Raw genomic sequence first — 17,340 nt, forward strand, 5'->3', positions numbered from 1 at the left:
GCGCGCTGTTGCTGGCTGGTCAACCGTCGCTGTCCCATGCCATCAGCGAGAGCACACGCCTGGGAGCCGCGCTGAAGCGGGCAATCGATGCGCTCACGCCGCATGAGCGCCGCTATGCAGCTGCGGACTTCAACGTCTTACCGGAACACTCCTGGCCAACTCTGACTGAGCGGCAGGAGTCCCTGGCACCGGTGGACGCAGGACGCAGGCGCACAATGCCGAGACTGGCCCGCGCTGGTCGGCTGTCGGCGATCGCTCCCTCCGAGCCGTGTAGTTCGGCCCGGCGTATGACCGGGTCGTCACGACACACCTCCTTCGATGGGGAGTTCCGTGATCGGTGTGGGAGGGGCGATCGGGATGCCCCATCGCTGATGGGCGATTCGTGTGGCCTGCTCGGCTTGCTGGTAGCCCTGTTCGCCCCAGCCGAGCAGGGCTGCCGCTTGTTGGGGCGTGGCCAGCAGGCGTGCGAACTGTCGTCCGCTGGCCGGATTGGCCTCTGAGGGGCCGGCCGACGTGATCGGCGCTGCCAGCCGCAGTCGGGCGCACTCGCCGATCCCGCCGTAGACGTTTCCGGTGGCGTCGTAGACCCACCCCAGCCGTTCCACCGTTCCGAGGGACAGTTGCGCTTCCTCGGCGGCCTCGCGCACCAGTGCCGCTTCCGGGGATTCGTCGGTGGGCTCGACGGTACCGCCGGGCAGCATGGCCAACGGCTCAGCGGGATCGATGACCAGCACCACCCGACCGTCGGGGGCGAACAGCCACCCTGACGCCTGCGGGATCGGCAGGGCATCGGGGACCCGCCCGGGGTGCCAGGGCCACCGGCGGCCGGCTCGGGGCCGGGTATGCACCTGGTGCTGGTCCAGCGGGGGTACCGTGCCGACGTGCTGCCCTCCATCGAGGTGGGCGGTGGTACCGGTCAGGCGGGCGCGCAGCGCGGCCAGTGTGATCTGCGCGTCCACCGGAATCATCCGGTCAGCTGCCGCCCGGGAGTCGAGGAATTCGAATCCGGCCAGTTCGTCGTCGGGTAATCGGAGCGCCTCGTTGTCCCGTCCGGTGAGGGTTCCGCCATCGAACACGTAGCGCACCTCGCCGGGGAAGGGCATGCCCTTGGCGACGTCCGGATGGCCTGGGGTGAGCCAGTGAACTGCCAGGATCCTGCCGGGTGTCCGCATCATGCCGAGTTCTTCGTGCACCTCGCGCCGACAGGTCTGCTCAGGGCTTTCACCCGGCTCTGCGCCGCCGCCCGGCAGCAGCCACTGGGTGCGGTAAGTCGGCTTGACCAGCAGGACGCGGCCGAGCTCATCGGTCATCAGCGCAGCTGCGCTGAGCCAGACAGCGTGCCGCGAGCGCGCGTACTCCTCCTGGGACAACTTCGGCTGCTCGGGTGTGGCGGCCGATGCACTGTGGGCGGGGGTATCCATCCTGCTCCATCTATTGGGGGCGGCGTGCGGTGTCGTAAGTGAGGGCAGCGCGGACAGACGGCACGAGACTGGGACACAGCTGACGCGCCGACAGCGGCCAGCTGATGCTCGGAACGTCGCTGCGGCGCAGAACTACGTGGCAGTGGCGTCGAGGAAGGAAGCTACCGATGGTGCGGAGCGGTGCCGGGCGAGGGCGCGGCGTAGTTCGGTGACGGTGGTACTTCCGCGAGTGGAGTCGACACCTCCCATCAGGGCGATGACACGGTGAGCGGCGTCGAGGGCGGCGTCGAGGCTGCCGAGGGCGAGGTGGGCGGAGGCTATGCGCGCTTGGTAGATGGCTGCGCCGCGGGGTTCGCGCTCGGGGTCGTACGGGTCGGAGGTGGACGCGGCGTTGCCGAAGTAGCTCAGGGCACGGGCGGGGTCGCCGAGGTCGAGTGCTGAGGAGGCGGCGGCTTCGTAGATTTCGCCTTCGTTCACCCAGTAGAGGGCGGGCAGGTCCGCGGCGGGAGGTTCGGCTCTCTGGTAGGTGGCCAGAGCTGAATCGATCGCCCGATAGGCGGCGGTGGGCTGACCGGCTACGGAATGTGCGCGGGCCCGTCGGATGTGCAGCAGGGTGATGGTACGGGGGGTTCCGGCTCGCCCGGCGGTGGACAGCGCGGCGTCGAGCATGTCGAGGGCGCTGTGTGGGTCGGGTTGGGCGCAGGCGTAGCGGGTGTTGGCCCAGAAGGCGGTGGCGATGAGCCCTGGGGCGGCGTCGCCGCTGGAGGCGGAGGCGCGAAGAGCTGTGGCGAAGTGGCCTTCCGCTGCGGCTATGTAGTTGCTGTCGTAGGCACACCACCCGGCGAGCCGGGATGCCTCGCTGGCCGCGGCAAACAGGCGCCGTCCCGTGGTCTCGTTGAAGGTTTTTTCCTTCAGCAAGCCCTTGATCATTCGCTGTTCAGTGAGGGCGGCGTCCAAGACGCGTCCGCCGCCGAGTTCGTCATCAAGGTGTCTGAGGGCGCTGAGGCGGGAGTCGATCAGGTCTGCGGCGCGGGTGCCGATGCGCTGGCCTGAGGTGGTGCTGGCGGTGCTGTTGGGGGCGGTGGCCCATTGGGCGAGCACCGATGCGGTTGTGGTGGTGGCGGCGGTCAGAAATCCGCGTCGGTCCACGGGTCCTCCGGCGACGTCGAGTGCATGGATGGTGCCGGCCGGTGTCCATGGTGCCGCCCATACCAGTGGGCCGGAACCATGGCTGTGGCCGGCACGGTACGCGGCATAGATTGGGCCCGCAGGTGATCACTTTGTGGGGGGGGATTCCAATGGCCGACCTTCGTGCGCTGTTCAGCTCCAACGACCCCGTGGGTACGAGCGAGGCGTTCACCAACCGGCAGATCCAGTGGAACCTCGTCGCCACCGCCATCGAGGAGCACCTGCGCCACATCGCCGATCCTGGCTTCGATGTGGAGGACCTCGAAGCCCCGCGCAACAATGTGATCACGTTCCACGGGGTGGGCGGCGTCGGCAAGTCGACCCTGCTGCGCAAGCTCGAAGCCTCGCTCACCTCAGCTGAACAGCGCCCCCAGCAGTGGGGTGCCCCCACCTGGGCGGGCGAGAAGATCCTGCCCATCCGCATCGACCTGGCCCGCTCGGCGTCGACCGGCTCGGACTTCGAACGCGTCGTACTGACGATCCGGCTCGCCCTGGCCGCCGCTGTCGGCCGCCCCCTGCCCAGCTTCGACCTGGTGCTGCGCCGCTACTGGGATGCCCAGCACCCTGGTGAGCCGCTGGAGGAGTACGTCCGGCGCACCGGGCTGGTGGGCAGGTTCGGGCAGGTGCTGCCGCAGCAGATGCAGGCCGCGGTCAGCGAGACCGTCAGCGCCTTGGCGCTGCCCGGCCTGGTCGGCTCGGCGGCCGGACAGATCACCACGGCGTTCGTGCAGGCTCTGCGCGAGCGCCGCGAACAGGCCCGGGCCTTGGCCGGCTGCGCCCGGACCGCGGCTTTGCTGGAGGCCGAACCCGACCTGGGGGCGCTCTCCTACTACCCGCACCTCCTGGCGTGGGAGATCAGCCGCCTGCCCACGAAGAGCGGGGTGGTGCCGGTGATCTTACTGGATACCTTCGAGGACACCGGAGACCGCCACCGCGACGCCGAGCGACTGCTGCAGCGTCTGGTGTGGCTGATGCCGAACGCGTTCTTCGTCATCAGCGGCCGCAACCGCCTGCCCTGGGCCGACGATGCTCTCCAGGGCCAGCTGGATTTCACCGGCCCGGCCGCCTGGCCCGGCCTCACCGCCCAGGCAGGGCAGCCGGCTCGGGCCGCCGGGCAGGGCGGCACCCGCCAGCACCTGATCGGAGATTTCTCCGCACGCGACTGCGACGCCTACCTCGCCTGCCGGCTCACCCAGGACGGCCAGCCGCTGATCGGTCCTGACATCCGCGCCGTCATCGCCGCGCGTTCTCACGGCCTGCCCCTGCACCTGGACCTGGCCGTCGCCCGCTTCCTGGAGATCCGCCGCACCGGCCGTACCCCAGCCCCCGCAGACTTCGACCACACCTTCCCCGCCCTGATCGCCCGCACCCTGTCCGACCTCACTGCCGACGAACGCCACGTCCTGCGCTCAGCCAGCCTGCTGGACGCCTTCGACCTGGACCTGGCCACCCAGGCGGCGGGCCTGGCCCACCAGGCGGCCGCCCGCCGGCTCGTCGAGCGGCCGCTGGTCACCGAGGATCCGTACGCGATCTGGCCCTACCACCTGCACGGCGCCATCCGCACCGCGCTGCGCGGGGCCGACGACCACACCGAGGACCGCTGGACCCCCGCCGACTGGCACCAGGCCGCCGAACGCACCCTCGCCGCCCTCGGCCGGCAGTGGCAGGACGCCGACGGCCGCGTCACCGGCAGGGCCCTGCTCCTGGCGTGCCTGCGCCAGGGCCTGCGCCTGGCCCGCGACCACCAGCTGGACGACCTCGGCTGGCTCACCGATGCCGCCTTCGCCTACACCTCCGACTCCGTCTGGGAACCCCTCGCCCCACCCGCCCACACCGCCCCCTCCCCCGGCACCGAGCCGCAGCCGGGCCTGGACACACCCGCCGACGCCCTGGCCGAGCTCCTCGTCGCCATCGCCCGCCGCCAGCACGAGCACCGCGAACGCACCGCTGAGCGCCTCACCGCCGTCCTGACAACCGGCCTGCTGTCCGGTGAACTCGCCGAACTCGCCCTGTACTACCGGGCCAAGGCTCACAAGGACCTCGCCCGCACCGACGAAGCCCTCGACGGCATGCGCCGGGTCGCCGAGGCCGACGGCCGGCTCGCCCCGCGCGCCCGCCGCGGCCTGGCCCAACTCGCCCGGATCCGCGGAGATTTCCCCACCGCTCTGGCCGTCGTGCCCACCCTGGGCTGGAAGGGCCGCCACCACCGCGTCCTGGCCCACATCCACCTCCCCCACGGCGATATCGAGCGTGCCGCGGCCGCCTTCGAAGCCGCACGCGCCGAAGCCGAACAGCACAACGCGCCGGGCGAGCGGGCCATCGCCCAGACCCTCCTCGCCCTGGTCACCGCCTTCACCGACCCGCTGCGCGCCGACGACGAACTCACCCTCGCCCACCAGTACCTCGCCCACCTCGACCAGCGCGCCACCACCTTCTACGCCGCCGTCGCGGCCCTTGTGCGCGATGCCGGCACCGACGGCGATGTCACCGACCGCGCCGCCGTCCTGCACGCCGAGAGCACCGTCGCCGGCCTGCCCTGGCTCACCCCGCTCATTGAGACCGCCGTCGCCTTTCACCACGCCGTACGCGGCGCACACGACGACCTGCCAGCCACCATCGACCGCCTGCGCCAGGAAACCGCCAACGGCGACTTCGCCTACTACGTCGACATCGCCACCGCCATGGGCGACCTGCCCCAGCCCGCCGACAGCGCCATCCAGTGGCTTGACGACGCGCACACCGTCCGACAGCGCTGGCACGACCTGGTGATGTCCCGGCGCCGCTACCTGCAATCAGCTCGTTGACCGAGATATCAAGCGTGATGCCCCCGCCTTCCGGCGAGGGGCTCGGACCTAAGGAGTAGCTGTGAGCGTTTCCCTGCGAGCTGTGGTGATCGAGTCGCCCGATCCGGTGGCCCTGGGGGCCTTTTGGAGCGCCGTCCTGGAATCGTCGATCGATTCGGGCACAGACGGTGTGGTCATCAGGTTCGGCCAGCACCGTGAACAGCTTCTCTACATCATCGAAGGCTCCGGTCGCCCTAGCCGCGGGCATGAGCCGTTCATGTGCGTGGCAGCAGCGGATGCGACCCTGGACGAAGAAGCAGACCGTCTTGTGAAGCTGGGGGCTGTCGTCATCAAGAGAAAATGGAACGTCGATGAAGAGCTACACGTCGGCTTTGCTCTGATGACTGACCCGGAAGGGAACTGCTTTCAGGTCCTGTCCAGTGACGAAGAAGTCCAGGCCGCAGAGCGCATGCTGGAATCGCCGCCAGCATCGGCCGGCTGCGCGAGCTGACCAGCAGCGGCGACTACGCCTACTACACCGACATCGCCCACTTCATGGCCGACCGCCACTCCCCCACTGACTCTGGCTCCCCGGCTCAGTGGCTCGACGGCGAGCACGCCACCCGCACCCGCTGGCACAGCCTGGTCACCACCAGGCGCGAGCACCTGCGCGCCACCCCGTAACGCACTGTGGCTCCGCCGGATCCGGCGGAGCCACACGAATTCATCTTCCGGGCACAGGCAAATGCTCAGCTGGCGTTGGGGGCCTTGCCCGCGAGGGAGGACATCGGCCACATTGGACGAGAAGGTCGTCCCTATCCTCCGCGACCGCGCAGAGTGCACACACGACCATCTATGGCAGCCGCTGCGCCCGCATTGCGTGGAAGTTGAGGAACTTGACCCGACGCCCCTCAGCTCTTCGCACGCCCCGTCAGTCGGTGCGCCACGTTGTCGACGGACAGGAGTCCCCCGACAGCCACCATGGCGACGAGCAACGGCACCGGCAGGTGCGTACTTGGCGTGTACTTGATGTAACTGAGGTTGTAGCCGGCGCCGAACAACCAGGCCAGACCGCCGCCAATGACGAGCGCGTAGTTGTCCTTCTCTCCCATGATCCGCATGCCTATCCACAAAATCAGAGGCATCACGATCACAACCCCCAGAGCGAAGGTCGCCAGGCGTAAATCGGCATCCGCCCAGGCACTGCTCGGGTTTGCGCGTTTCTTGGCCCTCACGGCGGCATATCCGACGCTGAGGATGACGTGGCAGACAAGGATGGCGAACGCAGTGACTGCCGCTCCCTTGAGGGGCCGCGCAGCTCGGGAACTGGTCATAGGACACATACTTTCGAAAGAGGCTTCAGGGGTCCTGAGTATTTGCACTCAGGACCCCTACAACCTCAGGGCGGTCAGAGGAGAAGCGGGATGCCGGCCATCTTGCCGTTTCGGGCGGCTCGACGGCCGTCTCTTCACCATCCTCCCGTGATTCCCCACTGTTCCAGGATGAGTGCTGCTAGCCCTTGAGGGTGCTCTCGAGGGAGTCTGCGTAGAGGCGTGCCCCCGCCGGCTTGGGATGGAACGACTGCATCGACGGCGCTGGTACGTCGTTGTCCGCTTGCGACCGTCCTGTCATCACGATGCCGTGTACGGACTCGGGATCGCCGCAGATTGCCTTGCCGGCGAACGCCGCGCGTGGATCGGAGAAGACCGACTTCGCACCGTACTTGCTGTTGGCGTCGTCGACCGCACCCTTCATCTCGGTGGCGAGGGTGTCGGCAACGGTATTGAGCCACTGCCCCTCGCTTTTTTCGATGGCGGGGATGCATGAGCCGTTGCTTTCCAAGAGCTTCGGGTAGCCCATGAGGACGATCTTCGCGTTGGGTGCCTTGTCGTGGATCATCTTCACCATCGCGGTGATGCGTGGTCGGATCTGATCATGGAGCCACTTCGGAGCCCACTCGTCGAGCCGTCCTGTATCGCCATCAACGGGATCGCCGTTGTCCGGGTTCACGTTGTCCATTGAGCTCGCCTGGCAGTTCACCAGATTGGGCAGAACGCACTCCGTGACTATGTCTGTGAACCGGGCGTCGTTGCCGCCCACGGACAGGGTCACCAGTGTGGTGTTTTGATCGAGGTACCCCTGCTTGAGCTGTGGCAGTTCGCTGTTCTGTCCGAAGCTCACCACGTTGTAGATGCGGGCGCCAGAGCACGCGACGAAGTGGTAATCCATGTTTGCGTCCCGCCCATCAGCCATTGCACCGATGGACTTGCTGTAGCCCGGCAGAGTCGCCTGACGCGACCAGGCGAGCTTCGAGCGATGGCAGGTGTTCTTCGCCTTCGGCTGCGTTTTGTCGTAGTAGTCCGACTCCGCGTAGTAGTCCTTGCCTCCCGGCGCTGTCGCGCCCTCACCAGAGGAGTAGGAGTCGCCCATCGCCACAACGAAGTTCTTCGGCTTCGCACCGAGCGGTTGGAAGGCCACCGAGTCCCACGCGACGTCCTCGTCCCCGGTGCCGTCCTGTGTATCCGTGTCCAGCGACACGGTCGGTGTGCCGGTGAAGTTGAAGACGCCGAGGTCCGCCCACTTATTTTCCATCACCCGCTGGGGCTGGACCCGGAAGGGGCTGCTGGAGTCCGTCCCACCGATCGTGTACGTGGCCTGGCGGGTGTGAGCACCATGGTCGGGCAGGTGCGCGTAGACGCGCATCCAACCGCGCTTGGACGAACCGAGGGTCCAGGTGCCCTTGGTGTACAGGCGTGCCCCATCATCGTGACTGATCTTGGAGCGGGTGTGCGAGAACCAGAAGTGGTTGCCATTGCCTGCCCCGAGCTGGTGCAGGTCGATCCGAGCCGATGGCGACGCGAAGTTGAACGTGAATGATCCCTGGGAGGCGACTCCTGAACAGCGGTTGGACGATCCCGCTGGGGTCGTGCCGTTGGGCAGGTCGTCGACGATCAGCGACCCCGCTGGCAAACCCGTGTTGCAACGCGGCGGATACGAGTTGACGTCCGGTTGCTCGGGGTAGGTGTCGTCAAACCGGTGGACGGCGTTGCCGCACTCCGCGTTGTCACACTTCTTCCACGCGGCAGGCTTGGTGTACCAGCACTTCAGGTACAGCGGGTTGTGCGTGTCCGGGTCACCGGGCAGCATGCAGGGGCCCTTGCCCGTCTCATTGGAGGCGCCGCCGCCGGCCGAGAAGGGGTCACACTTGTTGGAGGCGTCGCAGAACAGTCCGATCGGTGGCTTTGCCTGGGTCCGCTCTTGCACGTTAATCCACCAGGAGGGTCGGTAGCCGGCCTGGAAGTCGCCGGGGCCGAACATCGCGGAGATAGGCCGTGCAGCCCAGCCGATTACCTTCTCCTGGTAGGGCCAGTCCTGGGGGTGCGAAGCGTGGGTGTAGTCGTCATCGCCTGATGCGTTTTCCAGGAACGGGGTGCGGTTCTCCTTCCACAGTGGGTTGGCCGGGTTATTGGTCCAGCCCACGCCCCACTTACCGGAGTTGCTGCCAGCTGTGGACTTAGGGTGATAGCCGGAGTTGTAGGTCCACAGGGCGTAGAACCAGTTTTCGATGTACCTCGGATCGCCGCCGTTGATGGTCATCCCGTCGTCGCGGGTGTCGTTCCACTTCCCGATCAGGATGTTCACGCCGGAGGCAATGTTCGCTGCGTAGTCCAGCGCGACGGCCTCCTGCTGCACGGTGGTCTTAGGGTGTTCGTCCTCCTTCTCTTTGCCGTGCATGCGCATCCCGTCGGTGACCTGCGTGACGCCGTAGCCACAGTCGGCCTCAGCGAAGTTGATCGCCCACGGGTCCTTCTGGTCGCCGTCCGCGCTGTACTTGATGCCGTAGTAGTTGCCGATCAGAGCATTGCCGGTGACGCCGGGGACGACGGTGCGGGCGGCCTGCCACATGTTCGACTCCTGCGCGGTAATGCCGAGCATTACCTGTGCGGGAACGTGCCAGTCCGCACCCGAGCCGCCCTTGAGCGGAGTCAGCGGGAACAGTGACTGGGGCGCATACGCGGCCATGCCGGTGTTCTTCCAGTTCGCCCCGCGGGTAGCTCCCTTGTTCAGTTTGCCCACGACGGCCTGGTCCACGGCCCACTCGATCTGGCGGGGCGTGGGCTGGAATGCCTGCTTCTTCGCATCGCCGCGCGGCACGGAGCAATAGCGGTCGTCATCGACGGGCCCGCTGGCCCGTGTGGCGGCCCCCGCGCTCCGGGCAGTGAGCACCGGGGAGGTCTCGTTTCCCGCGCGCGCTGACTTTGCACCGCCGATCAGGTCGCCGGGAGCAGCGTCCAGGACGGCGGTCTTGCCGGTGTCGATCGTCTTCAGCGTGGTCCGGACGGTCCGCTGGGTGAGTGCCTCTTCGGGGCGAATGCGGGAGTCTTTCCCATCCGCCCATCGTGACGTGACCGCGGCTTGCCCGTGGCTGGAGACCAGGGCCCCTTTGGCCAGCCCGCCCGGATTGTGCACAACGCCGCCAGCGGCCCGGCTTGTTGTGGAGGCGGTCTTGCCGGTGATGTACACCTCGCCGGACGGTGTCGCGGTGAGATCGAAGCCGGTTAGGTCGCCCCGGGCGAGTGCGGTCGGCTGGGCCTTGCCGCTCGCTTTCTGTAGGTCGCGCTCAGGCACTCGGGATACGGTCGCTGCCTCTTGTGCGCCGGGGCGAGCCTTGGCTCTCTGGGGCACGCGGTCGATGAACGTCACACCGCCGTCAGCATCGGCCTTGAGCTGGAACGGAGTCGCCTTCGTCGTGGCGACCTCGCGTACCTTGCCGCCGGTCACCTTGACGATGTGGTTGCCGCGCGCCGCCGCGAGGCCCCCTCTGACGGGGATCGCCGAGGTCACTTGGCCGGCGACGGTGACCTTCGACTTCACCTTGCCGGTCGCGGCGGCGACAGTGACAAGGCGGCTTTCCGGCGACTTCGCAGTGTCGTCCGTCAGAGCGGTGAACACCGCATCCTCCCCCTGGCCGCAGCCAGGTGAGAAGTAGCCGAGCGTTGCCTGGAACGGCAGTTTCGTGATTCTTCCGGTCTCCAGGTCAACGACCGCGGTGAACGCGCCTCGCGACATCATCTCGGGCTTGTTTGTGAAGGTGCGTGGAGCGTAGGCGACGGCCGCGTGCTTCCCGGACTCGGTCACACATGCGTTGCCTATCCAGGTATCGGTGTCGAACCCGGTCTCGGACAGCGTCGCGGCCGTCCTCCACCGGTAGCCGTCCTTCTCAGCACCAGTCAGGAGGTGAAAGCCCGTGCCGTCCCCCGAGGTGGTCCAGGCGATGTCCTTCGAAGCCTGATAGTTCCTGCCGAGCGTTGCCGCCCTCTCCTTTACCGGAAGCGATCGCGGCTTATCTCCTGACTCGGCCATGGACGTTCCGCTAGCCCCTGGGCCACTCCAGCCCTGCGCTGCCTTCTTGGGCACGCCGGGGCTGTCTGCGGCGACATCCTGGTTGCCGGCGATGCCGGCGGTAAGCGCCAGTGTGACCCCCACGGTCACAGGTAATCGACTGCGTCTGAACCTATTTCCCCGCACTGCTTTTACCCCCCTGGTTCTGTTTCTTCTCACGCCGTGGCGTATCTACGCTGCACGCCACGGCTGTTCCTTGAACTACGTATACCTTTCTGGGCACGTACACGGACCGTTCCCGAACACGTCATTTGCAAATACCTAGGCAGGCGTCCGGGTTACGTCAATGATTTGGACTTTTGGCTGCTTCGGCACGGGAGCCCCGGACGTATCCATTGCGGTAAGCGCCTGAGATGCCTTATCGCCCGGCCCGAGTACTTGCGTGGTGGCCCGTACGGTTGCTGAAAACCCGTGCGGTCCAGTGATGCGGATCTCAACCTCGTAGGTTGCCGGCGTCTGCCCTTGATTGGCGATGTCGACGGCTACCCACATCCCGCTTCCGGACGGTTTTGCCACTGGGCGTTTTACGGTTACGCCGTCCCTGGTGGCGATGGCTTGGGATACTCCGGAGCTGGCGTCAGTCTTTTTCGACGATTCCGGCTCGCGTGACTCGCGCTTCTGGGGAGAGGGGCTGAGTTCAGAGCCTTCTGAGCTTGGTGCGCTCTCTGAAGGCCGCGGAGTACCCGGCTGATACGCAGAACTGGAGGGAGTGCTACCGGCCCGCCCAGGAGACTGCTTCTCCGGTGCCGACTGCCCGTTGATCCCCGTATCGCGGAACGCGAAGAGAGCGATAGCTACCAACCCCGCGACAGCGGCCAGCAGTACGGCAGTTATCAGGGCCCGACGCCGGGCGGAATTCGCATCGGAGTGCGCAGCTCGCTGTCCCATCAGTTGCAGGGAGCTGCGTACGTGACGCGATTGATGACCGTGCCGCCCTCGTACTTCATGATGGCGGTCACCTTGGAACAGAGGATGGAAGCGTTGGATCCTGTGACGCGGACGGGGCCAGCGTACTGACTGAACGTGCCCTCGTCCGTTTTGCACAACTTGGCGTCGGTGCTGTTCGGGCAGAGTTTGAGTTTCATGTACACGCTGCTGCCAGAGTTGTTGTCGAATACTGCACAGGAACTCGTAAGTCCCGATGATCCGGACTTGGTGTACGTGAAGAGGGTGCCAAGGCGCGTCGCATTCGGAAGTCGCTCTGCCGTGAACAGTTCGTACCCTGACCCACAGAGATTTGCCGCAGAATTCACGGCCTGTGGGTCTTTCGCGGCAATTACACGCGTCTCGGATTTCGCTTGCGCAGAAATCCGTACCCCCGATTCCGCGTTTGCGTCAGCGGCAACTGCGTGCGGCGCGATCAGTCCCGTTAACGCTAAGGCGGCGACTGTTGCGGCAAAACTTCTCGCGGGCTTGACGACGGTGTTGATCACTGAATTCCCCCCTGGGAGCATCACGAAATGATGAAATCGCAAGGGAGCTCCGCCCTGGTGAACCCCCCGGTTCACGCGAGTCAGGGCAGCCTCGCGATCGGCCAGGAATCTACACCGTCGGGCCGGCGAAACGCCCAGGTAAAAGATTCCCGGACGTCGGATTTTCGAATACGTGTAGCGATTAGCTAATCTTATGCGGTAGATATCATGACAAAGATGCACAGCTTCATCGGCATGGAGTGACGATGAGTTACCGTGTGGTTTGCATCACTCGGGAAGGTTGGCCGCCCGGTTCGGGCGGGCGCTGCCGCAGCAGATGCAGTCCGCACTGTCCGACGTCACGCAGGCCCTTCTCCTGCCCGGCACCGCCGGATCCGCGATCGGCCAGGCGACTGGCTCCCTCGTGCGCGCTGCGGGAGCACCGGCAGACGGGTCCGCGCCCTCGCTGGCTGCGCACGCCTGGCCGACCTGCTGGAGGCCGAACCCGACCTCGACGCCCTGTCGTTCTACCCACACCTGCTGGTATGGGAGCTCGCCCAGCTTCCAGCCGGCAAGACGGTCACGCCGGTGATCTTGCTTGACACCTTCGAGGACATCGGGGACCGGACGCACTGCGACCTGGAGTCTGCTGGTGCAGCCTGGTCACAGCCAGGCGCGGTCACCTGCGCACCACCCCGTAACGCACTGTGGCTCCGCCGGATCCGGCGGAGCCACAACGACTCCATCTTCCGGGCACAGCCCGGATGCTCAGCTGGCGTTGGGGTCCTTGCCCGCGAGGGAGGACATCAGCTCCACGAGCGTGGCGTTGACGCGCCGCTGCTCGGCGATGAACCCATCGAGCTTCTCACCCAGGCGGTCGACCTTCTGATCAAGATTGCCTACCTGAAAGGCGCAGCGCGGTCAGGTCGCTCTTGACGATGCCGAACTCGCCGTCGGTCGTCTGGGGCGTCTTCCTCGAACCGGCGGGTCAGCGCTTTGTGCATTGTGCGTTCACCGGTTTTTGAGATCCGGCCACCAGGCGCGTTCGGTGATGAAGCGTTTGTCCCCGATGACCTTGATCCCGTAGCCCAGCAGCTCGCCACGCGCCGACCGGCGCAGCTGGTGGCTGATCTTCTGCAGGTTCGCCGCGCAGGCGGTGTCTTGGGGGTGCCCGCTGAGAGCGCTGCTGAGCAGGCCGACGTCCATGCCGCGGTCGGACGGCGGAGCAGGAACGGTTCGTGAGCACTTAGCAGCACAGCATTCCGTCAGAGGGGCAGAGTTCGGCCGTCGTCGAGAGTGGGTGGTCTGCCGTGTCGTTCGTGTGAGGTTCGGTCAAGTCCCGTGCAGCCAATCCACACCAAGGGAACTCTGCCTCTGCCGGCGCCGCTGCGCGAGAAGGGCGCCCTCTCCAGAAGTGGGTGAGCAGATGGCATGGAAAAATGCGGGATCATTCTATCTCGCGCCAGGGACATGCATGGGAATTGTGGTTCATTGGCCACCGCCGGGGGACAAAGGACCACAATGGATTATGGCACACGCAAATAAGAGAGAAGCACCCACGGAACTCCAAGTGAATGAAATCAGTAAAGCCCTTGACTATTCGATTGCATGGGTGCGATCCGACGGTTCTTACGGCTGGGACTACGACTCCGTCTACTACGTCTACTACGTAACCATTTGTAACCGAGGCAGCTACGGCGTCCGGTTCAGCCTCCAGGGAGGCGGCGTTCAATGAAGGAAACGCCACACAAGCAAGGGCGGCGAATGCTTATCGTCACCGACGACAAGGGGAAGGTCGTGGGAGCCGCAGATATAGAGGAGTTCGAGGAGAACCGGCAGCAAGGAGCGCAGGAGCAGATTCAGGTGAGCGTCAGGCCTCTTGCCGGACAAGAGGTTCATGTCGTGGAAGTCCCCCACGAGATCGCCTCACTCCCTTCCGGGGCCGATTTGCAGCTTGCCTTCTCGGAAGCTGTCATCGAGACCGGACCCACGAGAATCCACTTCAAGCAGTTCAGAGGAACGGAGCAGGGTTAACTCCGATTCGTCAGCGGTGATCGCTGCCTCGTGAGGTGATCGCTTCGCACGAGTTCACATTCCGGGCCCGGGGCCCAGGGGCTCAGCCGGCGTTCGGGTCCTTGCCCGTGAGGGACGACAGCAGTTCCACAAGAGTGGCATTCACGCGCCGCTGCTCGGTGATGAAGCCATCGAGCTTCTCGCCCAGGCGGTCGACCTTCTGGTCGAGGTTGCCGACCTGAAGGCGCAGGGCGGTCAAGTCGCTCTTGACGATGCCGAACTCGCGGTCGGTCGTCTGGGCGTTTTCCTCGAACCGGCGGGTCAGCGCAGCAAGCTCGCTCTGAGCGAGTGGGTCTTCGGCCATGGGCGTACTCCATGTGGTGGGCGAGCTGCTGACCACCCGTCCCACCCCTGCCAGTCCGCCGGCGCCGCCGCGGCCGCCGTCGGCCCCCCGCCGCGGGGAGGGCCGATGAACGAGCGCTTCCCCGCAACGCGCCCCGCTGCCGACCTGCCGGCGGACTTCGAAGTCTTCTTTCAGCAGGAGCAAAAATCATTCCTTGCACTCGCCGTCTCGCGGCTGCGAGATCGCCGCGACGCTGAAGAGGCCGTCCTTGAGGCCGGCCGCCGTATGTACGCGAAGTGGGAAAGAATTCTGGCTCACGCCAACCCGGTGGCCATGACCTACACCATCCTCAACGGCGTAATCGGCGGCTTCTACCGCCGCGAGTTCCGCGCCGCTCGCGTACAGCCCTTCGCCGACCCTGCCGCGACCCTGCCGGACAGCACCTACCTGCAGGAACTGGGCCACCACGAGGCGCTCGACCTGGCCCTGGACGAACTCGAGTCCAAAGCCCCCATGCAGGCCAACTCCGTACGCCTCCGCCACCTGACAGGGCTCTCCTACGACGAGATCGCCGAACGGCTCGGCGCCACTCCTGGCGCGGCGAAATCCAGCACATGCATCGGTCTGCAACGCCTCAAAGCGATCATGACGAGAAGGGGCCAGTGATGCTCGAAGACCTCCTACAACAACAGGCCGCAGAGATCCGCCACGAGTTCGCCGACCACGACGTGGAAGCCTTCACCCAGCGCCTCGCCGAAAGCATCACCGAACACGCCCATCAGCGGCCCCAACGCGTCACCCGAGCTGTAATCAACGGAGTCCGCCCGACCCCGGTCCGCCCCGCCCTGCACCGCGGACGCCGTCGGCGCCCCACCCCCATCGTCACCCCAGCAGTGGCCCCCGCAGCCGTCCTTGCCGAAGTACGGCGCCTGTGCCATATCGTCCTGCGCAGCGACGACATCGACGCGCTCGGCGCATTCGCCGCCGACTACGACCCCGTCGGCGCCCGCACCTTCGCCTGCCTGCTCTACACACTCAGAAAATGGGAGGCAGCGCTGTACTGGTGGCGGTTCGCAGCAGGCGCCGGCGACGAACTCGCCGCCCACCTGCTGGCACTGCACCACGCCGCAGTCGGTCCCTGGCCCGACGCGCGACTATGGCGCGCGATGGCCCGGATGATGCGATTCGCAATCGATCAGCATCTGCCGGTCCCCGTCCGCGGATCCTCCGACCTCGCCGAAGGCTTCGCCAGCTCCATCGACAGCAACCTGCAGACCTTCTTCGAGCACAACCACCTACCGCGCGACCTCGTCACGCACTAACCCCCTGCTGTTCGGCGGGCGCTCTGCCCGCCGAACAGCGCGTGGGACGGTGATACCCCTACTGGCAGAGCAGCGCCACGACCCGGAGCAGGTCCCGGGCGACTCGCCGTGGGAGAGAATGCTCGGCATGACGACTTGAAGAGCACCGGCCGGGCGGAAGCACTGGCGCAAGGTCGGGACCTGGGACACGGTCTCCGACGGGGATCGACGGATCTGCGCCACCTGCGGAAGACCCGTCCGCTCGTACCAGTACCGCTGCCATCCGCCCGAGTCAGCCATGTTCGAACGGTGCGTCGGACTCGCCTGGTGTTCCGGTTGCCGGATCTACTCCGGCAACATGGTGCACGTCCTCCGGAAGCGAGTCCTCGTCGACACCCTCGCTTCGCTTCCCCGTGAGCAACGGGAACGGCTTGCACGTTCGGAATCGCTGCTGGTCGAGTTCCTGGACCGCCAGACCCGAGATAACAGAGGCTAAGGGTTGTCCCGTAAATGATCTTCGAGTCACCTCGGGCGTGGGTGGCCGCAGTACGGGCCGCCGAACTATCCGGCGAGGGCGAGGTTGTGCATCCGGGCGATGCCGAGCATGGCGTGGTGGACGCCGTCGCCTTTGAGGCGGCAGTCGCAGAGGATCTTCCAGGTCTTCATTCGGGCGAAGGCGTGCTCGACGCGGGCGCGGACCTGCTTGTGGGACTTGTTGTGTTCCTCTTTCCAGGCCGGGAGTTCGGTCTGGCCGCGCTCACGGCGGTGTGGGATGACGAGTCCGGTGCCCGGGTAACCGCCGTCGGCGATCGTGAGCGTCTTGCCGACGGCGGACTTGGCGCCGGACTCCTCCCATGCCTTGCAGTCGTTGCGGTTTCCGGCGAGCGGCCGGCCGACCACGACGACCAGTCGGGTGTCGGCGTCGATGACGACCTGGTGGTTGGTGGAGTACCGGTAGTTCTTCGACTGTGCGGCGATGGTGTGGTCGCGGGTGGGGACCAGGGTGCCGTCCACGATGAGCACGGTGTCCTTGGCGAACCGTTTGCGGGGCTGGAGCGCGAGCATCGGCCCGAGGTAGTTGATGATGCGGTCCGCCGCCGACTTGGACACCCCGAACAGCGGGGCGAGCTGCCGCATCGTCAGGTTCGTGCGCCAGTACGCCGCGACCAGCAGTGCCCGGTCCTCCAGCGGAAGGCTCCACGGCCGGCCCTTACGGACCGCGTCCGCACCCTCGCGCCGCAGAACAGTCACCAGCTTCCCGAAGGCACGCGGGCTCAACCCGGTGAACGGAGCTATCCAGGACGACTCCGACGCCGTGATCACACCAGCCACAGCAAGATCATCTCACCTATGACCAGCAGTTACGGGACACCCCTTAGCCTCCACCAGGGAGCGGGAGACGAACAAGCGCCTCGCGGGCAACTCTGTTAGATATGCCCCCCCGTTACGAGCGCGCTGGGCGTCGCGTACGGATGC

The 17,340-nt window shown here is 66.3% G+C and carries 14 protein-coding genes; 6 read left to right on the forward strand and 8 right to left on the reverse strand.

Features of this window, described 5'->3' with window-relative positions:
• Nucleotides 1-299 precede the first annotated feature (299 nt).
• Together SLV14N_RS08295 and SLV14N_RS08300 are read right to left on the reverse strand one after the other, a co-directional pair.
• Nucleotides 300-1,421: an NUDIX hydrolase gene (locus SLV14N_RS08295; protein ID WP_263268823.1), complete on the reverse strand. Its 1,122-nt coding sequence runs from the start codon at nucleotides 1,419-1,421 to the stop codon at nucleotides 300-302.
• A 132-nt stretch (nucleotides 1,422-1,553) separates the two neighbouring features.
• A complete protein-coding gene (locus SLV14N_RS08300; RefSeq protein ID WP_263268824.1) occupies nucleotides 1,554-2,570 on the reverse strand; it encodes a transcriptional regulator in 1,017 nt (338 codons plus the stop codon).
• Nucleotides 2,571-2,719: 149 nt separating this feature from the next.
• Here SLV14N_RS08300 and SLV14N_RS08305 point away from each other — a divergent pair, with 149 nt between their 5' ends.
• From SLV14N_RS08305 to SLV14N_RS08315, 3 genes are all read left to right on the forward strand, one after another.
• Nucleotides 2,720-5,413, forward strand: a complete 2,694-nt coding sequence (locus SLV14N_RS08305; RefSeq protein ID WP_263268826.1) for an ATP/GTP-binding protein — start codon at nucleotides 2,720-2,722, stop codon at nucleotides 5,411-5,413.
• Between the two features lie 61 nt (nucleotides 5,414-5,474).
• Complete coding sequence (locus SLV14N_RS08310; protein WP_263268828.1) at nucleotides 5,475-5,903, forward strand: VOC family protein; 429 nt, start codon at nucleotides 5,475-5,477, stop codon at nucleotides 5,901-5,903.
• A 44-nt stretch (nucleotides 5,904-5,947) separates the two neighbouring features.
• Complete coding sequence (locus SLV14N_RS08315; protein ID WP_263268829.1) at nucleotides 5,948-6,076, forward strand: hypothetical protein; 129 nt, start codon at nucleotides 5,948-5,950, stop codon at nucleotides 6,074-6,076.
• Between the two features lie 227 nt (nucleotides 6,077-6,303).
• Here the strand turns inward: SLV14N_RS08315 and SLV14N_RS08320 are convergent, their stop codons facing one another.
• From SLV14N_RS08320 to SLV14N_RS08335, 4 genes are all read right to left on the reverse strand, one after another.
• On the reverse strand, nucleotides 6,304-6,726 hold the full coding sequence (locus SLV14N_RS08320; RefSeq protein ID WP_263268830.1) for a hypothetical protein: 423 nt from the start codon (nucleotides 6,724-6,726) through the stop codon (nucleotides 6,304-6,306).
• A 178-nt stretch (nucleotides 6,727-6,904) separates the two neighbouring features.
• On the reverse strand, nucleotides 6,905-10,879 hold the full coding sequence (locus SLV14N_RS08325) for an SGNH/GDSL hydrolase family protein (protein WP_263268831.1): 3,975 nt from the start codon (nucleotides 10,877-10,879) through the stop codon (nucleotides 6,905-6,907).
• Nucleotides 10,880-11,682: 803 nt separating this feature from the next.
• Nucleotides 11,683-12,228, reverse strand: coding sequence for a hypothetical protein (locus SLV14N_RS08330; protein WP_263268833.1), 546 nt, complete (start codon nucleotides 12,226-12,228; stop codon nucleotides 11,683-11,685).
• Nucleotides 12,229-13,218: 990 nt separating this feature from the next.
• Entirely contained in the window at nucleotides 13,219-13,413 is a 195-nt protein-coding gene (locus SLV14N_RS08335; protein WP_263268835.1) for a hypothetical protein, read from the reverse strand.
• A gap of 558 nt (nucleotides 13,414-13,971) precedes the next feature.
• Between SLV14N_RS08335 and SLV14N_RS08340 the strand changes: the two genes are divergently transcribed.
• Nucleotides 13,972-14,241: a hypothetical protein gene (locus SLV14N_RS08340; protein ID WP_263268837.1), complete on the forward strand. Its 270-nt coding sequence runs from the start codon at nucleotides 13,972-13,974 to the stop codon at nucleotides 14,239-14,241.
• An 82-nt stretch (nucleotides 14,242-14,323) separates the two neighbouring features.
• Here the strand turns inward: SLV14N_RS08340 and SLV14N_RS08345 are convergent, their stop codons facing one another.
• Nucleotides 14,324-14,584 carry a hypothetical protein gene (locus SLV14N_RS08345; protein WP_263268838.1) on the reverse strand — a complete coding sequence of 87 codons (261 nt, stop codon included), beginning with the start codon at nucleotides 14,582-14,584 and terminating at the stop codon, nucleotides 14,324-14,326.
• A 105-nt stretch (nucleotides 14,585-14,689) separates the two neighbouring features.
• Between SLV14N_RS08345 and SLV14N_RS08350 the strand changes: the two genes are divergently transcribed.
• Nucleotides 14,690-15,229, forward strand: coding sequence for an RNA polymerase sigma factor (locus tag SLV14N_RS08350; protein WP_263268839.1), 540 nt, complete (start codon nucleotides 14,690-14,692; stop codon nucleotides 15,227-15,229).
• Nucleotides 15,229-15,885, forward strand: a complete 657-nt coding sequence (locus SLV14N_RS08355) for a hypothetical protein (protein WP_263268840.1) — start codon at nucleotides 15,229-15,231, stop codon at nucleotides 15,883-15,885. Before SLV14N_RS08350 ends, SLV14N_RS08355 begins: the two co-directional genes overlap by 1 nt.
• A gap of 540 nt (nucleotides 15,886-16,425) precedes the next feature.
• Here SLV14N_RS08355 and SLV14N_RS08360 read toward each other — a convergent pair.
• The gene (locus SLV14N_RS08360; protein WP_263268841.1) at nucleotides 16,426-17,196 is read right to left on the reverse strand and encodes a transposase; all 771 of its coding nucleotides are present in this window, start codon (nucleotides 17,194-17,196) and stop codon (nucleotides 16,426-16,428) included.
• Nucleotides 17,197-17,340 lie beyond the last annotated feature (144 nt).

This window comes from Streptomyces sp. Je 1-4 4N24 (assembly GCF_026239515.1).
Taxonomy (GTDB): Bacteria; Actinomycetota; Actinomycetes; order Streptomycetales; family Streptomycetaceae; genus Streptomyces; species Streptomyces nigrescens.

Bases quoted from the DNA above. Each gene is read 5' to 3' on its own strand.
- SLV14N_RS08320 (WP_263268830.1), bottom strand. From the start codon at position 6,726: ATGACCAGTTCCCGAGCTGCGCGGCCCCTCAAGGGAGCGGCAGTCACT.
- SLV14N_RS08315 (WP_263268829.1), top strand. From the start codon at position 5,948: ATGGCCGACCGCCACTCCCCCACTGACTCTGGCTCCCCGGCTCAGTGG.
- SLV14N_RS08335 (WP_263268835.1), bottom strand. From the start codon at position 13,413: ATGGACGTCGGCCTGCTCAGCAGCGCTCTCAGCGGGCACCCCCAAGAC.
- SLV14N_RS08295 (WP_263268823.1), bottom strand. From the start codon at position 1,421: ATGGATACCCCCGCCCACAGTGCATCGGCCGCCACACCCGAGCAGCCG.
- SLV14N_RS08355 (WP_263268840.1), top strand. From the start codon at position 15,229: ATGCTCGAAGACCTCCTACAACAACAGGCCGCAGAGATCCGCCACGAG.
- SLV14N_RS08345 (WP_263268838.1), bottom strand. From the start codon at position 14,584: ATGGCCGAAGACCCACTCGCTCAGAGCGAGCTTGCTGCGCTGACCCGC.
- SLV14N_RS08340 (WP_263268837.1), top strand. From the start codon at position 13,972: ATGCTTATCGTCACCGACGACAAGGGGAAGGTCGTGGGAGCCGCAGAT.
- SLV14N_RS08350 (WP_263268839.1), top strand. From the start codon at position 14,690: ATGAACGAGCGCTTCCCCGCAACGCGCCCCGCTGCCGACCTGCCGGCG.
- SLV14N_RS08305 (WP_263268826.1), top strand. From the start codon at position 2,720: ATGGCCGACCTTCGTGCGCTGTTCAGCTCCAACGACCCCGTGGGTACG.